The 19,293-nt window shown below is 31.2% G+C and carries 18 protein-coding genes; 7 read left to right on the forward strand and 11 right to left on the reverse strand.

Going from position 1 to position 19,293, the window contains the following annotated elements; all coding sequences use genetic code 11:
• Positions 1-49: 49 nt before the first annotated feature.
• Positions 50-286 carry a hypothetical protein gene (locus tag NYQ10_RS01295; protein ID WP_289878574.1) on the forward strand — a complete coding sequence of 79 codons (237 nt, stop codon included), beginning with the start codon at positions 50-52 and terminating at the stop codon, positions 284-286.
• 91 nt (positions 287-377) lie between these two features.
• Here NYQ10_RS01295 and recQ read toward each other — a convergent pair whose 3' ends face one another.
• A complete protein-coding gene (gene recQ, locus NYQ10_RS01300) occupies positions 378-2,573 on the reverse strand; it encodes a DNA helicase RecQ (RefSeq protein ID WP_289878575.1) in 2,196 nt (731 codons plus the stop codon).
• 86 nt (positions 2,574-2,659) lie between these two features.
• Here recQ and NYQ10_RS01305 point away from each other — a divergent pair, with 86 nt between their 5' ends.
• From NYQ10_RS01305 to lptB, 4 genes are all read left to right on the forward strand, one after another.
• Positions 2,660-3,625 (forward strand): KpsF/GutQ family sugar-phosphate isomerase, encoded by a 966-nt coding sequence (locus tag NYQ10_RS01305; protein ID WP_289878576.1) that lies wholly within the window; start codon positions 2,660-2,662, stop codon positions 3,623-3,625.
• Positions 3,625-4,440, forward strand: coding sequence for a twin-arginine translocase subunit TatC (gene tatC, locus NYQ10_RS01310; protein ID WP_289878577.1), 816 nt, complete (start codon positions 3,625-3,627; stop codon positions 4,438-4,440). Before NYQ10_RS01305 ends, tatC begins: the two co-directional genes overlap by 1 nt.
• A complete protein-coding gene (locus NYQ10_RS01315; protein ID WP_289878578.1) occupies positions 4,433-4,783 on the forward strand; it encodes a carboxymuconolactone decarboxylase family protein in 351 nt (116 codons plus the stop codon). Before tatC ends, NYQ10_RS01315 begins: the two co-directional genes overlap by 8 nt.
• Positions 4,784-4,927: 144 nt before the next feature.
• Positions 4,928-5,668 carry an LPS export ABC transporter ATP-binding protein gene (gene lptB, locus NYQ10_RS01320; protein WP_031455966.1) on the forward strand — a complete coding sequence of 247 codons (741 nt, stop codon included), beginning with the start codon at positions 4,928-4,930 and terminating at the stop codon, positions 5,666-5,668.
• A gap of 64 nt (positions 5,669-5,732) precedes the next feature.
• Here the strand turns inward: lptB and NYQ10_RS01325 are convergent, their stop codons facing one another.
• Both NYQ10_RS01325 and NYQ10_RS01330 read right to left on the reverse strand, forming a co-directional pair.
• Entirely contained in the window at positions 5,733-6,587 is an 855-nt protein-coding gene (locus NYQ10_RS01325; RefSeq protein WP_289878579.1) for a glycoside hydrolase family 25 protein, read from the reverse strand.
• Positions 6,588-6,596: 9 nt separating this feature from the next.
• Entirely contained in the window at positions 6,597-7,307 is a 711-nt protein-coding gene (locus tag NYQ10_RS01330) for a CDP-alcohol phosphatidyltransferase family protein (protein ID WP_289878580.1), read from the reverse strand.
• Between the two features lie 275 nt (positions 7,308-7,582).
• Between NYQ10_RS01330 and NYQ10_RS01335 the strand changes: the two genes are divergently transcribed.
• Positions 7,583-8,566: a PorV/PorQ family protein gene (locus NYQ10_RS01335; RefSeq protein ID WP_276175664.1), complete on the forward strand. Its 984-nt coding sequence runs from the start codon at positions 7,583-7,585 to the stop codon at positions 8,564-8,566.
• A 35-nt stretch (positions 8,567-8,601) separates the two neighbouring features.
• The gene (locus NYQ10_RS01340; RefSeq protein ID WP_289878581.1) at positions 8,602-9,738 is read left to right on the forward strand and encodes a lipoprotein N-acyltransferase Lnb domain-containing protein; all 1,137 of its coding nucleotides are present in this window, start codon (positions 8,602-8,604) and stop codon (positions 9,736-9,738) included.
• Here NYQ10_RS01340 and NYQ10_RS01345 read toward each other — a convergent pair whose 3' ends face one another.
• The 8 genes from NYQ10_RS01345 to NYQ10_RS01380 are packed head-to-tail and all read right to left on the reverse strand — an operon-like array spanning position 9,739 to position 19,292.
• Positions 9,739-11,133, reverse strand: coding sequence for a sugar transferase (locus NYQ10_RS01345; protein ID WP_289878582.1), 1,395 nt, complete (start codon positions 11,131-11,133; stop codon positions 9,739-9,741). It abuts the gene before it with no gap.
• Between the two features lie 59 nt (positions 11,134-11,192).
• Positions 11,193-12,542, reverse strand: a complete 1,350-nt coding sequence (locus NYQ10_RS01350; protein WP_289878583.1) for an O-antigen ligase family protein — start codon at positions 12,540-12,542, stop codon at positions 11,193-11,195.
• A gap of 12 nt (positions 12,543-12,554) precedes the next feature.
• A complete protein-coding gene (locus NYQ10_RS01355) occupies positions 12,555-13,643 on the reverse strand; it encodes a glycosyltransferase family 4 protein (RefSeq protein WP_289878584.1) in 1,089 nt (362 codons plus the stop codon).
• Positions 13,640-14,758 carry a glycosyltransferase gene (locus tag NYQ10_RS01360; RefSeq protein WP_289878585.1) on the reverse strand — a complete coding sequence of 373 codons (1,119 nt, stop codon included), beginning with the start codon at positions 14,756-14,758 and terminating at the stop codon, positions 13,640-13,642. Before NYQ10_RS01360 ends, NYQ10_RS01355 begins: the two co-directional genes overlap by 4 nt.
• 13 nt (positions 14,759-14,771) lie before the next feature.
• Entirely contained in the window at positions 14,772-15,770 is a 999-nt protein-coding gene (locus tag NYQ10_RS01365) for a hypothetical protein (RefSeq protein ID WP_289878586.1), read from the reverse strand.
• Entirely contained in the window at positions 15,767-16,798 is a 1,032-nt protein-coding gene (locus NYQ10_RS01370; RefSeq protein WP_289878587.1) for a glycosyltransferase family 2 protein, read from the reverse strand. Before NYQ10_RS01370 ends, NYQ10_RS01365 begins: the two co-directional genes overlap by 4 nt.
• 4 nt (positions 16,799-16,802) lie before the next feature.
• The gene (locus NYQ10_RS01375; protein WP_289878588.1) at positions 16,803-17,672 is read right to left on the reverse strand and encodes a hypothetical protein; all 870 of its coding nucleotides are present in this window, start codon (positions 17,670-17,672) and stop codon (positions 16,803-16,805) included.
• A gap of 6 nt (positions 17,673-17,678) precedes the next feature.
• On the reverse strand, positions 17,679-19,292 hold the full coding sequence (locus tag NYQ10_RS01380) for a hypothetical protein (protein WP_289878589.1): 1,614 nt from the start codon (positions 19,290-19,292) through the stop codon (positions 17,679-17,681).
• Position 19,293 lies beyond the last annotated feature (1 nt).

Here is a 19,293-nt window from a genome sequence, read left to right on the forward strand (position 1 = left end):
GAAAGACTTTGTACCTTTGCGCCTCTGAACCTTTGCACCTTTAAAAAAAATGTCTAGAAAAATAAAACTAATTTGGGATTTTCGCGGACCAGCTTCTGCAAAAACTGCCGAACATCACGAAATTCATTTAAAAGAATATATAGCAATTGAAAAATTACCTTTAAATATTACAGGATTTTCAATTGTAAACGACATGCATGCCACCGCTTTTATGGTAGTTACCGATGAAAATATGATTCAAGTAAGAGATGCTTTGAAACCACATCGAGGAGAACTCTATGAGTAGTTTTCAGTTTTCAGTCACAGTTTACAGTTTGTACTGAGACTAATTTTAAGTCGCAGTTTACGGAGACTGCAAACTGCGACTGAATACTTTTTTAATTCGCTACTTCACTAATAAACTTTATACGCATTAAACGCAGTTCATCAATATCATAATCGCCATCGAATTCTTTTAGAGCGTCTTCGATTTTATCTGATTCTGATTCCATGAAGTAATCATGAATTTCTTCTTGCTGATCGTCATCCAAAATATCGTCTAACCAATATTTGATGTTTAGCTTTGTTCCAGAATAAACAATTTGTTCCATTTCTTTAATCAAAGCATCCATCGAAAGCCCTTTCGCGGAAGCGATATCACTTAAAGGTAACTTTCTATCAATATTCTGAATGATGTATAATTTGTTGGCAGAATTTACTCCTGTTGATTTTACGACTAAATCGTCTGGACGAATAATATCGTTATCTTCAACATATCTGGCAATTAAAGCCACAAATTCACTTCCGTATTTTTTAGCTTTTCCTTCTCCTACTCCATGAATATTATATAATTCGGTAATAGAAATCGGATATTTAAGTGCCATATCTTCTAAAGAAGGATCTTGGAAAACAACAAATGGAGGAACTCCAAGTTTTTTGGCTACTTTTTTACGAAGCTCGCGTAGCATTCCTGTCAAGACTTCATCAGCAGTTCCAGAAGATTTGCCTCCTGATACAATTGTTTCGTCATCAGCTTCTGTATACTCATGATCTTCAGACATCATAAATGAAACTGGATTTTTAATGTAATCTAATCCTTTTTCGGTGATTTTAATTACACCATAAGTTTCGATATCTTTAGACAAATAAGCGGAAACTAAAACTTGTCTTAATAAAGCCATCCAATATTTTTCGTCATGATCTGAACCCGAACCAAAATAAGGCTGCGTATCTGTTTTGTGTGCTTTAATTACGGCATTAATTCGCCCAATTAAAGTGAACACAATTTCTTTTGATTTGTAAATGTGTTTAGTATCACGAACAACTTCAAGCAATTTTACCACTTGTTCTTTTGCTTCGACCTTATGTTTAGGATTACGAACGTTGTCATCCATATCGGCACCTTCGCCAGTTTCGCTGTCAAATTCTTCACCAAAATAATGCAGCAAGAATTTTCTACGTGACATAGACGTTTCGGCGTAAGCCACAACTTCCTGCAAAAGTGCAAAACCAATTTCTTGCTCAGCAACTGGTTTTCCTGACATGAATTTCTCTAGCTTTTCTACATCTTTATAAGAGTAATAAGCTAAACAATGTCCTTCTCCGCCGTCGCGTCCTGCACGACCAGTTTCCTGATAATAACTTTCAAGAGATTTTGGAATATCATGGTGAATTACAAAACGAACGTCTGGTTTGTCGATTCCCATTCCGAAGGCAATTGTTGCCACAACAACATCTACGTCTTCCATCAAAAACATGTCTTGATGTTTCGCTCGTGTTTTGGCATCTAAACCTGCGTGATATGGAACAGCGCTAATTCCGTTTACTTGCAAAACTTCGGCAATAGATTCTACCTTTTTACGGCTTAAGCAATAAATAATTCCAGATTTGCCTTTATGCTGTTTTATAAATCGAATAATATCCGATTCGATGTTTTTTGTTTTTGTTCGAACTTCGTAATATAAGTTCGGTCTGTTGAATGATGCTTTAAAAGTGTTCGCATCAGACATATCCAAATTTTTCAGAATATCTTCCTGAACTTTTGGCGTTGCAGTTGCGGTAAGTCCGATAATTGGCACTTTACCTAATTGCTTGATAATATTTCTTAGATTTCTGTATTCAGGTCTAAAATCGTGTCCCCATTCTGATATACAATGGGCTTCATCAATAGCAACAAAAGAAATTTTGACACTTTGCAAAAAGCTTACATATTCTTCTTTTGTTAACGATTCTGGGGCTACGTACAAAAGTTTGGTTAAACCAGAAGTGATATCTTTTTTAACCTGAGCAATCTCCGTTTTGGTAAGAGAGGAATTCAATACATGAGCAATTCCATTTTCCGACGAAAGACTTCGAATCGCATCAACTTGATTTTTCATCAAAGCAATCAATGGTGAAACAACAATTGCTGTTCCATCCTGAATTAAAGCGGGTAATTGATAACAAAGAGACTTTCCACCGCCTGTTGGCATAATTACGAAAGTATTCTTATCATTTAAAATACTCGTAATGACTTGCTCTTGCAAGCCTTTAAATTGGCTAAAGCCGAAATACTTCTTTAATTCTTTATGTATTTCAATTTCGTTTGAATTCATTCTTTATATTAACTGTATTTTGTATAAATTTGCAACACATAAAGATACAACTTTCTTTTATACATACAAATTTTAAATATTCTGATTTGATCACAAAAGAAAATATATTGGCGATCGCCAAGAAAACAATACTCTCTGAAAGTGAAGCAATTACAAAACTCATTGATTTTTTGGACGAAAATTTTCACGAAGCTGTCCAACGTATCTATGAAAGCAAAGGTCGACTTATTGTAACTGGAATTGGAAAAAGCGCGATTATTGCTCAAAAAATGGTTGCCACTTTTAACTCTACAGGCACTCCTTCTATGTTTTTACACGCCGCTGAAGCAATACACGGCGATTTAGGAATGATTCAGAATGAAGACGTTATAATTTGTATTTCTAAAAGCGGAAATAGCCCAGAAATAAAGGTTTTGGTTCCGTTATTAAAAAGATTCGGCAACACCTTAATTGCAATTACAGGAAACATTACTTCTTTTTTAGCAAAAGGTTCAGATTATGTTCTAAATGCAACTGTAGATACAGAAGCTTGCCCAATCAATCTGGCACCAACAAATAGTACGACTGCGCAACTTGTTATTGGAGACGCATTGGCAGTTTGCTTAATGGAAATGCGTGATTTTAAACCTGAAGATTTTGCAGTTTATCATCCTGGCGGCGCTTTAGGAAAGAAGCTTTTACTTCGCGTAAAAGATATGATCGAAAATTCATTAAAACCCGCAGTTACACCAGATACTTCTGTTAAAAAAGTCATTTTTGAAATTTCTGAAAAAAGACTTGGAGTTACAGCAGTTATTGAAGATGAAAAAATTATTGGAATTATTACGGATGGAGACATCCGAAGAATGCTAAATGACGTAGATACTATTGCGGACTTGACTGCAAAGGATATTATGTCTAAAAATCCGAAAGTAGTTTCTTCGGAAACTATGGCGGTTGACGCATTAAATATTTTAGAAGACTTCTCGATCACGCAATTAATAGTTGCTGATAATGGAGAATATAAAGGAGTTTTACATTTACATGACATTTTAAAAGAAGGAATCGTATAATGGCAAAGAAAAACCTTGGCGAGATGTCATTTTTAGATCATCTTGAAGAATTAAGATGGCTATTGGTTAGAAGTACATTTGCAACATGCATCATGGCATTTGTTACTTATTTTATTAGTGATTATTTATTTGATCAAATTATTTTAGGTCCGATTAGACCAACGTTTTTTACTTACGTTTGGTTTTGCGACTTATCGCACCAATTAGGATTTGCAGACAGCATTTGTATTACAGAACTGAATTTCATTATTCAGAATACCGAAATGGAGGGTCAGGTAAACATCTTTGTATGGATGTGTCTTTTGGCTGGTTTTATTTTAAGTTTCCCTTATATTTTATGGGAAATCTGGAAATTTATAAGTCCGGCACTTTATGAGAAAGAAAGAAAAAATGCGAAATTATTCATTTTCGTTTCTTCATTACTTTTCTTTTTAGGAGTGTTGTTCGGGTATTTTGTAGTAATCCCGATGTCTGTAAACTTCGTTGCCACTTTCTCTGTGAGTGATGTGGTGAAAAACCAATTTACATTAGAATCTTATATGGGAATGGTTAAAACGAGTATTCTAGGAAGTGCTATATTTTTCGAATTACCAATTGCTATCTACTTCTTAACTAAATTAGGATTAGTAACTCCTGAATTCTTAAGAAAATATTGGAAATATGCTGTGGTAATTATTCTAGTTATTGCCGCAATTGTTACGCCACCAGATGTTGTAAGTCAAACTATTGTAGCAATTCCGATGTTAATTATCTACGAAGTCAGTATTCTGATTTCTAAGATTGTTTATAAAAATAAATTGAAAGAAAATGTCTGATATCATTCAAGAATTTAACGACTATCGTTCTAAAATGAACGAAAAATTATTAGCTGACAATAACAAAATTGTAAAGCGAATTTTTAATCTTGACACTAATGCTTACGCAGAAGGTGCTCTTGATGTAAAAACAAAAGAACTTTTAGGTTTAGTTGCTTCAACAGTTTTACGTTGTGATGACTGCGTAAAATACCATTTAGAAACAAGTTACAAAGAAGGTGTTTCTAAAGAAGAAATGATGGAAGCAATGGGAATTGCAATTCTTGTTGGAGGAACAATCGTAATTCCGCATTTAAGAAGAGCTTACGAGTTTTGGGAAGCTTTAGAAGAGCAAGGCAAATAATTAGAAAATTTGATAACTAGTCAATTAGATAATTTCTTGACAATATGTTAATTCATTTATCTCGTTGATTTATTTTCATTTATTTTGCCAAAGCGAGATATAATTATCTCATTATCAAATTGACACATTATCTAATTAAAAAAAATGAAGCTAAGAGCCGATAATTTAATCAAAACCTATAAAGGACGTAGTGTTGTAAAAGGAATTTCTGTTGAAGTAAATCAAGGAGAAATCGTGGGACTTTTAGGACCAAATGGAGCGGGAAAAACAACGTCTTTCTATATGATTGTAGGATTGGTAAAACCAAATCAAGGGAACATTTATCTTGACGACTTAAACATTACCGATTATCCGATGTACAAACGTGCACAACAAGGAATTGGTTATTTGGCGCAAGAAGCTTCGGTTTTTAGAAAATTAAGTATTGAAGACAATATTTTGAGCGTTTTGCAATTGACAAAACTTTCTAAAGAAGCACAGATTGCTAAGATGGAAAGTTTGATCGAAGAATTCAGTTTAGAACATATTCGCACTAACCGAGGCGATTTACTTTCTGGAGGAGAGCGTCGTCGTACAGAAATTGCACGCGCATTGGCAACCGATCCGAAATTCATTTTATTAGATGAGCCTTTTGCAGGAGTTGACCCAGTTGCGGTTGAGGATATTCAGAGAATTGTAGCTCAATTAAAAAATAAAAATATCGGAATCTTAATTACCGATCACAACGTTCAAGAAACTTTAGCTATTACCGATAAAACATATCTAATGTTTGAAGGAGGAATTCTGAAAGCAGGAATTCCAGAAGAATTGGTAGAAGATGAAATGGTTCGTAGAGTATATCTAGGACAGAATTTTGAACTTCGTAAGAAAAAATTAGAGTTCTAGAAAAAGTATTCAGTCTCGGTTTTCAGTAACAGCAAATACTGAAAACTGCGACTGTGACTGAAAACTATTCTACAGTAATAAACTGCAACTGCTCTATATCTCCGTTATAAATATTAACATCAACTCGATGTTTGATTCCTGGCAAAGAAGCTTTTTCTGTAAACTGCCAGAACAGCCAATCGTCTTCGATTTTTTCTCTATAGAAATTATAGTTCGCAATCCAAAATAAATAATCTCCAAATTCTTCTTTTAAGAAATCAGAATAATACCTTTCTCCCGAATAAATTATTGGGCGAACCTGATAATGTTTTTCAACTTTATTCAACCAACGCTTCAAACCTTTTTTTAAACTGTCTAAAGGCTGATTTTTGGGTAATTTTTCGATATCTAAAACTGGAGGGAGATCTCCTTTTTGCAATTTTACCGTTTTAATAAAAAGATCGGCTTGTTCGATAGAATTTTCATTAGGACGATAATAATGATAAGCGCCTCGCATTATTTTATTTTCTTTTGCTCCTTCCCAGTTTCTTTTGAATTGCCTATCAACACGATCATTTCCTGCTGTTGCGCGAATAAAAACAAATTGTACAGGATATTTTTCGTCTAGGATTTCTACTTCCTCCCAATCGACTTTTCCTTGAAATTCAGAAACGTCAATTCCGACTACTTTTCCTTTATGATTTTCGAGAACACGAATATTTCGCACATCCGAAAGATGTTTATCAACCTCATCTTCGTCTAAAACTTTTTCCGATTTAAAACCTAAATAATAAGCAAGTCCTTTACGATAATGGTAAATTATTCCGATAAATAAACACGAAAAAAATAGCAACAAAAGTCCTCGAAAAACCTTGCTTAAAAGAGATCTTCCAGCGGGTTTTCTAGAATATGTTTTACGGTAAGTTGTTTTTCTCGCCATCAAACAGAATTACTTTTTCAAAAACAGATTATTGATAATTGAAAGCAATACATAAAAAACAATAATCAACGGAATTGCAATGTAATGCAGTAAAATAACCATTAAAACCGAAACGATTAAAAATATGATTTGAAGTGCATTTTCTTTAAAACTAAATTTTTTAATTTTTAAAGAAAATAACGGGATTTCGGCGTTCAAAATGTAAGCGCTACATAACGTGATTATTAATAAAACCCATTGATTGGTTAAGATTTCCAAGATCATTAATGAATCTGAAAAAGAAATAACTAGCGGAAGACTTAAAATAAACAATGCATTGGCAGGCGTCGGCAAACCAATAAAAGAATCCGTTTGGCGTGTATCGATATTAAAATTAGCAAGACGATAGCAAGACCCCAAAGTAATGATAAAGCCTAAAAACGGAATTGCCGGATGAGTTCCTAATTCATGTGCACTGTTATTAAACATACTATACATAACATATCCAGGCGTTACACCGCTTGTTACCATATCTGCCAAAGAATCTAATTGCAATCCAAGCGGGCTAGAAACTTTGAATAATCTCGCAAAAAAACCGTCGAAAAAATCGAAAAAGATTCCTAAGCAAACCATGTAAAATGCCATTAAATAATTATTTTGAGAAACATAAACAATTGCTACACAACCACAGAAAAGATTAATTAATGTGATGAGATTTGGAATGTGCTTTTTAATATTCATAGTTTGAAATTTTGATAATGGCAGAGAACAAATTTAGCATAATAACTCGATGCAAAACGAGTTTTTCTAATAGTTTTTTATTTCTAATTCCGACTTTCAGAATATTTGAAGAAACGAACTTAATAGCTGAGTAAAATATTATATTTTTGATAAAAATTTAAAAACTGTTTAGGACTGTAAAAAAAGAGCTTTTGAAAAAACTTTTAGCATTTATATTATTTTGGAGTTTTACTTCTCAATATGCACAAACCGTTCGAAAATATTCGAATGAATTTATGAATATTGGAGTTGATGCCGCGGCACTTGGAATGTCGAGCGCAGTTACGGCTTCTACAAATGATGTGAATGCAGTTTACTGGAATCCAGCGGGTTTAACAAATCTAGAAGATCATCAAATTGCTTTAATGCATGCCAGTTATTTTGCTAATATCGCACAATACGATTATATCGGTTACGCTAGTCCGATTGATGACCGAAGCGCTTGGGGAATTTCGATGATCCGTTTTGGTGTTGATGACATCATGGACACTACTCAATTAATCGACAGCCAAGGAAATATTGATTATAATAGAATTCGTCTGTTCTCTACAGCAGATTACGGTTTTACTTTTTCTTATGCCAGAAAACTTCCTGTTGACGGATTTCAATACGGCGTAAATGCAAAAGTTATTCGAAGAGTTATTGGAAAATTTGCCAATTCTTGGGGATTTGGATTTGACATCGGACTTCAGTTTGAAAGAAACGATTGGAAATTTGGATTAATGCTTCGTGACATTACAACCACTTACAATGTTTGGAATATTGACGAAGAAGAATATGCTAAAATCGCAAATGCAATTCCAGGAGAAAACAATACTTTACCAGAAAGCACGGAAATTACGTTGCCAAAAGCACAATTAGGAGTTTCAAAACGATTTGATTTTCATAACGATTATAGTCTTGTTACTTCTGCAAACTTAAATATGAGATTTGAACAAACCAACGATATTATCTCATCAAAAGTAGCAAGTATAGACCCAGCTCTAGGGTTTGAGTTTGGTTATACTGATTTAGTTTTTGTGAGAGCTGGAGTAGGTAATTTTCAGAATGTAACGCAATTAGATAATACAGAAAAATTAAATTTCCAACCCAATATCGGATTAGGTTTTAGATATAAAGGCATTCAAATTGATTACGCTTTGACAGATTTAGGAAACCAAAGCACCGCCTTATATTCTAATATTTTTTCACTAAAAGTAGATTTAGGAATCTTTAGATAATTTTTCTAAATCATAAAATTCAAAAAAATTAAATCATGAAAACTGTCATGTTCAAAAAAACACTTTTTATTTTATTTTTATTGATGAGTTTCATCGGTTTTAGCCAAAGTTTACCTTTATCTAAAGATGCTAAAATAAGTGTTCTTACGTGTGGACTTGGCAACGAAACTTATTCTTATTTTGGACATACTGGTCTTAGAGTTTCTGATCCAGGCAACAATTTTGATGTTGTGTATAATTACGGAACTTTTGATTTTAGAACACCAAATTTCGTTTTAAAATTCGCAAAAGGAGATTTACAATATTTTGCAACTGTTCATTCTTACTCCGATTTTTACAATGAATACACTTATGAGAAAAGAAGCATTTTTGAACAGGAATTATTGATTCCGCAAGATTTAAAACAAAAACTTTTTGACGAATTAAATGCTGTTTTAGCTTCTGAAGAACGCTATTATACTTATAAATTTATTGATAAAAACTGTACTTCAATGGTTGTTGATGTTATCAATAAATCTTTAGGACTGACTGTAATTACTAAAAAAGAAGATACCGATAAAACGTATCGTTCTATTTTGTTTCCATATTTTAATGGTCATTTTTACGATCAATTAGGAACAAGCATCATTTTCGGAACAAAAGTAGATCAAATGGGAACTAGAATTTTTCTGCCATTTGAATTAAAAAATAGCTTAGAAAAAACAACTTTTCAAAATAAGCCATTGGCTGGAAAAAGCAAAACATTATTAGAATTTACTAAAGAAACTCCAACATCTTGGTGGAATAATATTTATACTTACTTGTTTATTTTGCTGTTTGTTATTTTCGCGAGAAGCAAAGGAGTTGACAAAATATACTTTTTGATTTTATCTTTAATCGGAATATTTTTTGTTGTTATGGGATTTTATTCTTTTCACCAAGAACTGGCAATGAATTATAATGTTTTACTTTTCAGTCCGCTTTTATTGGTTTTAGTTTTATTCTCTGCTTTCAAAAACAAATTATGGACTTATCGATTTTCGTTAATCAATTTTGTTCTTTTAGTGATTTACTTTTTGTTTTTAATCAACAAAGCTCATTTCTTTATCACATTGCCATTAATTATTACCAGCGGTGTTGTTTTGGTTAGAACAGCCATTCGAAATAAAAGACCGATTCCTATAATAATTTAATTATTGACCGCGATAAAACAAAACAGTTGTAATCGTTTTTAAAGTAATACTCAAATCTAGAAACACACTTCTATGTTTGATGTAATATAAATCGTATTGAAGTTTTATCAAGCTTTCTTCTATCGATTCTCCGTAAGAATAATTTACCTGCGCCCAACCTGTAAGTCCAGGTTTGATTACGTGGCGTGTTTCATAAAAAGGCATTACACTTGCAATTTCTTCAACAAAAAAAGGTCTTTCAGGTCTTGGCCCAATTACGGCCATATCTCCTTTTAAAACATTAATAAACTGAGGAAGTTCATCAATTCTAGATTTTCGCATAAATTTACCAAAAGGAGTAACTCTTTTATCGTTATGCATTGCAAAAACTGCTCCATCAGTTTCTGAATTTGAAGTCATAGTTCTAAATTTATAAATCTTGAAAACAACGCCGTTTTTGCCAATTCGCTCTTGCGTATAAAAAAGGCTTCCTTTATTTGCAAAGTAGTTGGCGATTAAAATTATTGGAATAAAAACTAGGCAAATCATCAATCCGAAAAGAGAAAAGAAAAGCTCCATTAATCGAATCAATAACAAATATAATCTGTTATTGTTGCTTCTGCTAAATGGAAAAAAACGATAAAAATCTCGTCCGATATATTGTACCGGAATTCGCTGTGTTTTACTTTCGTAAACTTGTGTATATTCTCGAATTATATTTCCGTTTTCTAATAAATGAAGCAGTTGCTGATATAAGTCTGCCGTAATTCCGTCTGTTTTTTGTGATGCAATAACAATTTCTGAAACATTATGTGTAATAACAAAAAGTTCTAAATCTTCTTTTTTTATTTCTTTTACATAATGAAAATCTAAATTTTGATCTGCTAAGGAATCTGAGTTTACAAAACCTATAATTTTATAATGTGGATCGACATTTTCGAGTCCTAAAACTAATTCTTCGACCTCATTTTGGTCGCAAATTAAAACTACATTTTGAACAAAACGATAAGAAGCTAGAAAATACACATAAAAAAATCGCCACAATAACAAAGAACTCAAGACAACAAAATAGAAAATTATGATAATTAATCGCTGTTTAGGAAGTTCTGGCGATAAAATCGGTGTCAGTAAATATACTGTTATCGAAGTTATTGAGGTTAAAACAATGCTTCGTAAAATCTGAAATTGATTACTTGCAGTTTGCAGATTATAAATTTCGAAGATATTTCCAAAAATATAAATATAAGCAACTAACAAAAAAGATTTTAAATATCTCCCGTCATCTAAAACATAATAATGATAGTCGAATAGGATGCTCAGAAAATAAAGAGCGGCAAAAACAAATATCGCGTCAAAAAGATAAAGAAGAACTTTTCTTTCTGAAATTTCGAAATGCATTTTGCTTACTGTAGGCATGTACTCTTTTATTTTTTAGAATCAATTTGGTTAAGGCAAATGTATTGTAAAAAAAGAATTTAGCTATTAGCATTTTCTATTTTTTCTGGAATCTTAATTTTAACAGAAAGCAAACATAATGCATATACAAAAGCTGGAGCCGCCGTTCGCATTGCTGCATGATTTATGGTTAATAGCCAAAAAACAAAGCACGAGAGAAAATATAAATGCTGGCGGTTGTTGACATATAAAATAAAAGGAGTTACAAATAATATTAAAAAACCTAAAATTCCAAACAAGCCATGTTCAGAAAGCATTCTTGTAATCTCATTATGAGATGCTGCTTCCTCTTTCATTAGTTCTAAGCGTTTATATTTACTTAATCCTACACCAACACCTAATACTGGATCATTAAGAAATAGTTTTATTTCGGCACCCATTATTTCTTCTCTTCCTCCTAAACGGTCCTTTTTTTCTCTTCCTAATGCATCTTTATTAGCATATCTTTTCTCAATTAATCCAGAAGTTTGAAAATAAGAATAAGTCCAAACTCCAACTCCCATTAAAGCGGTCATCGCGAATATTAATACAAATTTACTTCTGCCTTTTGCATTTGAATTTCGATATAAGAAATACAACAAACAACAAATCATTGCCACACCAGTAATAATTCCGCCTCTAGAAAAAGTTACCAATCCTCTATATGTTATAAAAATTAGTAGACTGGCATTTAAAATCATCAGTTTTTTTGACTTTGAAAACAATATCAACTGACTAAAAAACACAAACATTCCTAAACCTAAAATAGTCGAAACCTGATTTGGACCAAAACCTCCAGAAGTTTCAAAATTTGATTGCGTACCTGTTACAACATCTTTAACACTAGGATTATATAAAAATAAATATACTGTAGTTGAAATGACAGGCAAGCCCATCGAAATTAATATATTTTGAAAATCAGAAAACAATATATTTCTTTTAATTGTGTATATGGCTGCTATTGCCAAACACACAGGTCCCGATAAATTAAAAAACAATGCTTTTTTTATGTCTGTAGAAGGATCTGAAAAAGCAGTGGCCATTAAAATAGCTGGGACTAATAAAACCAGAAAAAAACAATAAATTAATCCAATGCTAGAAAAATTGCTGTAGAACATTCCCATCAACATAAAGAAAGTTACAGCGAATTTTACATATTCATTATTAAAATTCCCTCCCGTCATTCTCAAAAAAACCTCAGCTCCAACCAGATATGCGGCAACCAATAAAACTTCGTTATTTCTATTTTTTGTCTGGTAAACGATAATAAAACCTACAATAAGAATTAATGCACTGTATATTTTTGACAGAAAAGGAACAACGAAAACAGCCATCGCTATTAAAGCATGAATAATGATTAAGGCTAAGTAGCTGAATTTTGTATTTTTCATTGATACGTTTATTTACTTTGCAAAAGTAGTCAAAGATTTTAACCACTGTAAATAGTCTTTTAAAATTGACTTTTCGCTGAAATGTTGTTCTACAAAAGATTTTAAACAGCTTCCTTTTTCTTTTCGCAAATATTCATCTTCGATTAATTTTTCGATTGAATTTACTAATTGATTTACATTATTTGATTCAATTAAAAACCCCACATTTTCTGAATAAATTATTTTTGGAATCTCGCCCACGTTTGTTGCAACGACCGCCAATCCTGACAAACCATATTCGAGAACAGCCAACGGAAGTCCTTCAGAAAGTGACGTTAAAACTCCTATTTCAGATTTTTCAAGCAGCTTTTGAGTATTATCTAAAGCTCCATAAAAGAAAATGGTATCATTGAGTTTCAGCTTATTTACTTTATTTCTTAATTCTTCACTATAAGAGTCATTAAAATCTTTTCCGACTAAATGAAAAGTCCAGTCTGGAAATTTTTTCTGGATATGAAAAGCGCTTTCAATTAATAATTCGTGATTTTTTTGAGGACGTAAATTAGCGATGCAAATAATTCTTTTTCCATCTATACCTTTCAATTTTACTGGTTTTGCAACTGTATTTGAGTTCTGGATAAAATTAGGAAGATAAATTACTTCTGAACATTTTAAATAATTTTCAGCCCATTTTTTAAGTGATAAATTAACAGAGACAATTCCTGAAAAAAAATAGGAACTCCATTTGAGAACTAGATTTTTTCTTAATTCTAAATTTTGCGAAATTCCATAATGATCATGCCATACAATTTTAATTTTAGGCATTATAAACTTGATCAAAACAGCAATAAAAAATGAGGAACTATGCGCATGAATTATTTCAATCCTATTACTTTTCAAATAGTTTTTTAATTTAGAAATAGCCCTTAAATCAAAACTTGATTTTTTTTCTAGAAATAAATAAGAAACATTTTCATTAATATAATTTCGAAGCAAACCCTCTTTTCGAGTAGCAATTAAACCCGAAAATTCAATATGCCCTGAAAGCGAATTTGCATAATTAACCGCCATTCTTTCTGCACCCCCAGTTTCTAAAGAATCTATAATTTGAACAATTCTCATTTCAATAAAAGTTTTTTTACTTCGGTTTCAAAAAATTCCAAAGTATAATATTGAGACCAGTTTTGCGCGAGAATACTTTTGTTTCTAAAATTATTCTCATCAGAAATAATGTTTTCAATTTGATTAATGTCTTGATTTAAATCCATTTCTAATAAAACACCTCGATTTCCAAAATCAAGCATAAAAGGAACACATGAAATTTTTGTTGCCAATGGAACGCATCCCCAAAACATTCCTTCCGCAATAGCTTTTGGCCAGCCTTCACTTTTTGATGGTAAAATCACAAAATGACTTTTCTGATAGGCAATCTTAATTATTTCTTTATTTTTATTTCCATGAAGGAAGATAAAATCGTGCAAATTATTTTTTCGAATATAATTTTGTAAACTTTCTTTTTCTGCGCCCTCGCCGTATAAATTTAAAATTACCGATTTACCTTTCTTTGCTAATTTTTCAACTAGCTTTATTGCATACAAAGGATTTTTGCCAAAAACCAAACTTCCAACAAAGACAAAATTAATTACTGAATTTAAATTTGTTTTAGCAACAACCTCTTTTTCTGAATCTGAATAAGTTGCTGTAAAAAATGGTTTTATATTTTTAGATTGATTTTTCCAATTTCCATAAACAAGCACTTGCATATTTCGAGTTAAAAAGGTGTTGCTTAAAATCCATTTTTGTAGATTATAGGTAAATGGCTGTTTACTTTTAGAATCCCAATTACCGGCGTATTTTGCGGTTTTAATTTTATTAGGAAACAAAATCTGGACAAAACAGCCAATTAATCCCATATTTCCTGGGCAACGTAAATGTATGTGATCTGCGTCTTTCATTGCAAAAAACACTTTCCAAAAAATAATTGGCAACTTCAAAATCGAACTGAATATTCTGCTAAAACTAGTAAAGCTAAAATCGGGTACTTTTATAAAATCTATTTTCTCATGTTTATAAGAACTATCAATGGCGGTTGATGCCCCTTTTTTTATTGGAGCGACAATAATTACCTCATCAACATACTTAAACCAAATATTCATTTCATGAACATAAGGAGCATAGCCAAAATAATTATTAGCTTGCTGAATATGATTGACATGTGTAATTATTGCAAATTTCATTTATTTATTAAATCTATTTTGCTATTATAGACAATATTCTTTTTATGTAATTTTTAGGATGCAGGTAATTCTCGCTCCAAAGTAAATTATTTTGTCCCATTTCTAGATATTTTTTTCCCGAAAGCAGATATTCTATTTTTTCAGGCAATTCTTGATACGCATTACGGTTGCTAAGTTTTTCGTAATTAATGTGTTCTTTAAAATCATCAACAGCTATATTGAGAGGCGTTGAAACTACCGATTTTCCAAACAATAAATATTCTCCAATTTTCCAGCCTGGAGTATCTTTAAGTCCATCATCGGCTACACAAATATTAAATTTACTCAACATTTTAAAATAATTATTTTTATTCGAATGTTTTGAATCTAACATTAAATCCGGCGCTAGCTTTTCTGCAAATTGATCAGCAAACAATCCAACCGAAGCATTTTTGTATTCTTTCTTTAACAGACGACAAGCGTTAATTCTAAATTCATTTTGAAATTTTCTGCGTTCTTTTTCATCAGTATCAGCATGATTATCGGGGTTCCATAATCGGGTATGAAAAATTATGTTTCCTCCAAAATCTTCTACTTTCTTCGGATATCTTTTAACATCTAAAACAGCATGTGAAGAATTTGTGAATAATGAAAATCGATCTATTGCCCTAATCACTTCTGTTCTACTATCTTTATGAAATAATAGATCTGATTTTAAATTCTTTACCAATAAATGACTTTTATATGCTAGTGGAATATTAAAATTTAAAGGATGAATATTTTTCTTATGGTTTTCTTCTCGAAGTGATCTCTTAAAATAATAATCGTACAAATCAGGCGAATCTATAAATTCTGGCGAATCAGAATAATCAAAAAAAATACGTTTACTCCCAACAGTCAATATGGCTCCACTATGTAATACTCCCTCATTTCTAACAATATTTACTGCTATTTTTTCGCTTTTGCAAAAGTAAAAATAACCATATATCAGCTGATTTAAATGATGTGTCCAAATTGATATTTCTAATTTCATATATCTTTTTCTTTAGATAAGGCGCTTAATTTTTTTCTATTTGGTTTATAAAAAAATAAACTCCACCAGCCTACAGTTCTACCTATTGCTTCTCTTAAAGCTGCCTTTTTATCATTTTCAGTTAGCACATTACTAAATCTAATAAAGGTTAACAAAATAGTTATAGCATGCCACTTCAAGAAATCTTTAAAATTGGGGTTCGGATTTTTAATCCTCCATACATACCAGCCATTTCGAACAACCATTTTGCCATATTTGTAATGATTTGGTCTTCCTGATGGATCATGAAAATGACTTAATCGGGCATTTGTATTCACTACATTTTTACCAAATTTTAAGGCTCTCAAGCTAAAATCTGCATCTTCATATAAACCATAACCTTCGAAGAATTTAGAAAATTTAATCTCGTTAAAAACTGTTTTTCTAAAAGACATTGACATTCCAATCAATAAATCAACTTCGTATGTTTTGCCTGTTAAAGGAAACCCACAAGTTCTTCCATGCGAATATAAAGGCATTTTTCCTGGTCCTAAATTAGAAGCGAGACCAAGATAATTTCGAACGACGTTTCTTAATCCTTCAGGGTAAAAATATCCTTCAAATAAATAGTTCTTCTTTTTGTTGTATTGAATACCGTTTATTTGTGGTTTCCATTTATTTTCGTTGATTGCAATTCCGCCTACTCCACCAACAGCATCATCGCTTTGAAATGTTTTAATAATTTCTTCCAAATAATTTTCTTCCAAAATAGTATCATCATCAAGAAAACATACAATTTCTGAATCTTGATTTACTTTCGAAATTCCAAAATTACGTTGTTTGGTTAAACCTCGATCTTCATCTTTTACTTTAAAATATTTAAGATTTAGAAAAATATTTTCTTGTAAAAGAATCTGTGTTTCATTGTTTGTTGAGCCGTCAATTATTAAAATTTCATTGGGATATAAAATCTGTTTTCGAACAGACTGAAGTAACTTAAACAGTGGTTCTGGTCGTAAGTATGTACAAATTATTAATGAAAACTGCATCTTATTATACTTTTAAAACAACTAGAATATTTCCTGCGGTCAGTTCTTCATCTGAATATTTTGCAAAATCTTCATGAAGTTTTACTTGTTTAAATAAATCATATCTTTTATTTCCTTTCTGCAGACTTTCATAATCCAGATGCAATATTTCATAATTGTATTTCTTAAATATCTCAATAAATTGTGGCAATCTTAATCTATTATGATAGTCGAATTTGGTTCTGATTTTAGCCCACTCTTCTTTACTATATTGTAGAAAATCCTGTAGTGATAAAGAATTATCACCATGTTGCCTTAAATCGCTCGGAGAAATAAAATGAACTACAATTGAACCTTCCTTAAGTTGTGTTTTCATTTTTTTGTGCAAATCGTCAACATCGTTTTCATTCATGTGTGACAAAACATATCTTGAAAAAACAAAATCAACTTCTGGAAAATCTTCTTTAACAATATCATAATTAGGAAAATATACCACATCTTCAGGAAGTCCATATTTATTATTTAATTCTGGAGCTATTGAGACATCATATATATTTGAAAAAAGACCATTTAGTTCTAAAACAGTTTCTTTTTTAAAATGTTTATTAATATCAATCGTAATTACTTTTTCAGTTTGAAACTTATATTTAAAAAAATAAGGCATCGCTGGAAACCATCCAGAACCTATTTCAAAAACAGTTTTATCTTTTAAATCAACATTTAAATCTTTTAAAACTTTAGAAAGTCTCAAATATGTTGAGTCGACACTTTTTAAGCGACCTTCTAAAGTAGACTTATCAAAAAAACTTTGAATTTTATGATAGCAATAATCGTCAATTTTGCTTGGCAACAATGCTATTGTCTTAAATAAAAGCGTTTTAATTTTATGATTCATTTATTTTTAGTTTAATTTTCTGTAGTGCAAAATCGAGTTCTCTGTAAATAAATTACCATTCTTATCGATATTTAACACTAGTGTTTCAAAAATTTTCCAATACTCAACTAATTCACTTAACGTCGGATTCCAGATTTCTTTATTTTGAATTTTTGTCCCTAATAACTTAAAATTTTCAAAAACCTTTTCATTAATTTTTTCAGGAGTTGAGAATAATTTTCCAACATGATAATGCATCGGAACCGAGAAATAAGTGTGTGCAATAAAAACTCCTTTTTCGTTTATCAAAGTCTCAATATTAGAACTAGAAAGCGATTTCTGAAAATCGAGCATTTCTAATGTTTGAAAGATATAAACCTCTTTTTCGTTAATGATATGTTTAAAAACAATTGGCGAATATTTGGCTAATTTGTAAGGTTTGTTTTTAACTCTATTCCAAGAAAAGACTATTGAAAAAATTGATGTCCCAAGATCAAAAGTGTTTTTTAGAAAAGGAAAAATGACCTTAAATTTTTTCTGAAAGACAATTTTCTTAAAATTTCCCGCTGTATTCTGATATCTGAGAATCATATTTTCATCATTATAATAATGGAAAATAATATTCTTTATCATAAGCTGAATTTTCTTCACTAAACCTAAATCTTTATTTCCTCTTAGAAAACTCGACAAAGTAAAATGTTGATTATTTAATTGATTTATAACTCCTTTTGACGAAGTTCCAGAATCAATATAATTCCAAAGGACATTAATGTTTTTATTATTTAAAATTTCCTCAAACCTTTCATTTGTCAGTTTGTTTTTCTTTAAAAGAGAAAAATTATAAGGCTGAAAACCGTGATCGATCCAAACTTTTAAATCTTTTAATGGCGGTGTAAATTTTTCAAAATTTTCAAAACTTTCTGTTTCGCTTTTTATGGATTGTGAAAGAGAATGATAACATAATTCATGTCCATCTTCCTCCCATTTTAAAAGCTCTTCTTTATCATTTTCAAAAGACGCATTGTCTGCACGTTTTGAAAAATGATTTAGAAAAAAACCTTTTGTAACCTTAATACCATTCTCTTTAAAAAAACCTCTCTGTTTTTCTAAATTATCTGCTGTATCAAAATCACAATGATCTGTAAAACATGTAATTGCTGTAAACGGGTATTTGGATCTGCTAAATTCAATAGCACTTAATGGAAATAAAAGAGCCGGATTTTCTGAAAAAAATTGTTTCCTATCTGCAGCGACGATCTTTTTCATGTTTGCCGAACCAGTATAATTGGTTAATGGCGCCGAATATTCAGGATTAAAACGCCACAGCAAAACATGAGGTTTATTTTTATTTATTTCCCAAATTCCAGAAGCAATATTAGATTGAACCAATTGTCCGTTTTGCAGTTTTAGAATTTTAGGACAAAAATCATTTGCAATTCTTTCTTGTTTGCAATTTACCCAAGTATAATCGTGATTTCGAAACTCACTAATTGGCAATTCAAATACAATTTCAATATCGAAAGAATTACAATCTGAAAATTGTATTTTACTCATATCGATTGTCAGCTTATGCTTTTGATTATTATCAAAAATATAAACTTGTTTTTCAGAAGAAGAACTGATGAAAATCGATTTTATCATT

Source organism: Flavobacterium johnsoniae, from assembly GCF_030388325.1.
GTDB classification, from domain to species: domain Bacteria; phylum Bacteroidota; class Bacteroidia; order Flavobacteriales; family Flavobacteriaceae; genus Flavobacterium; species Flavobacterium johnsoniae_C.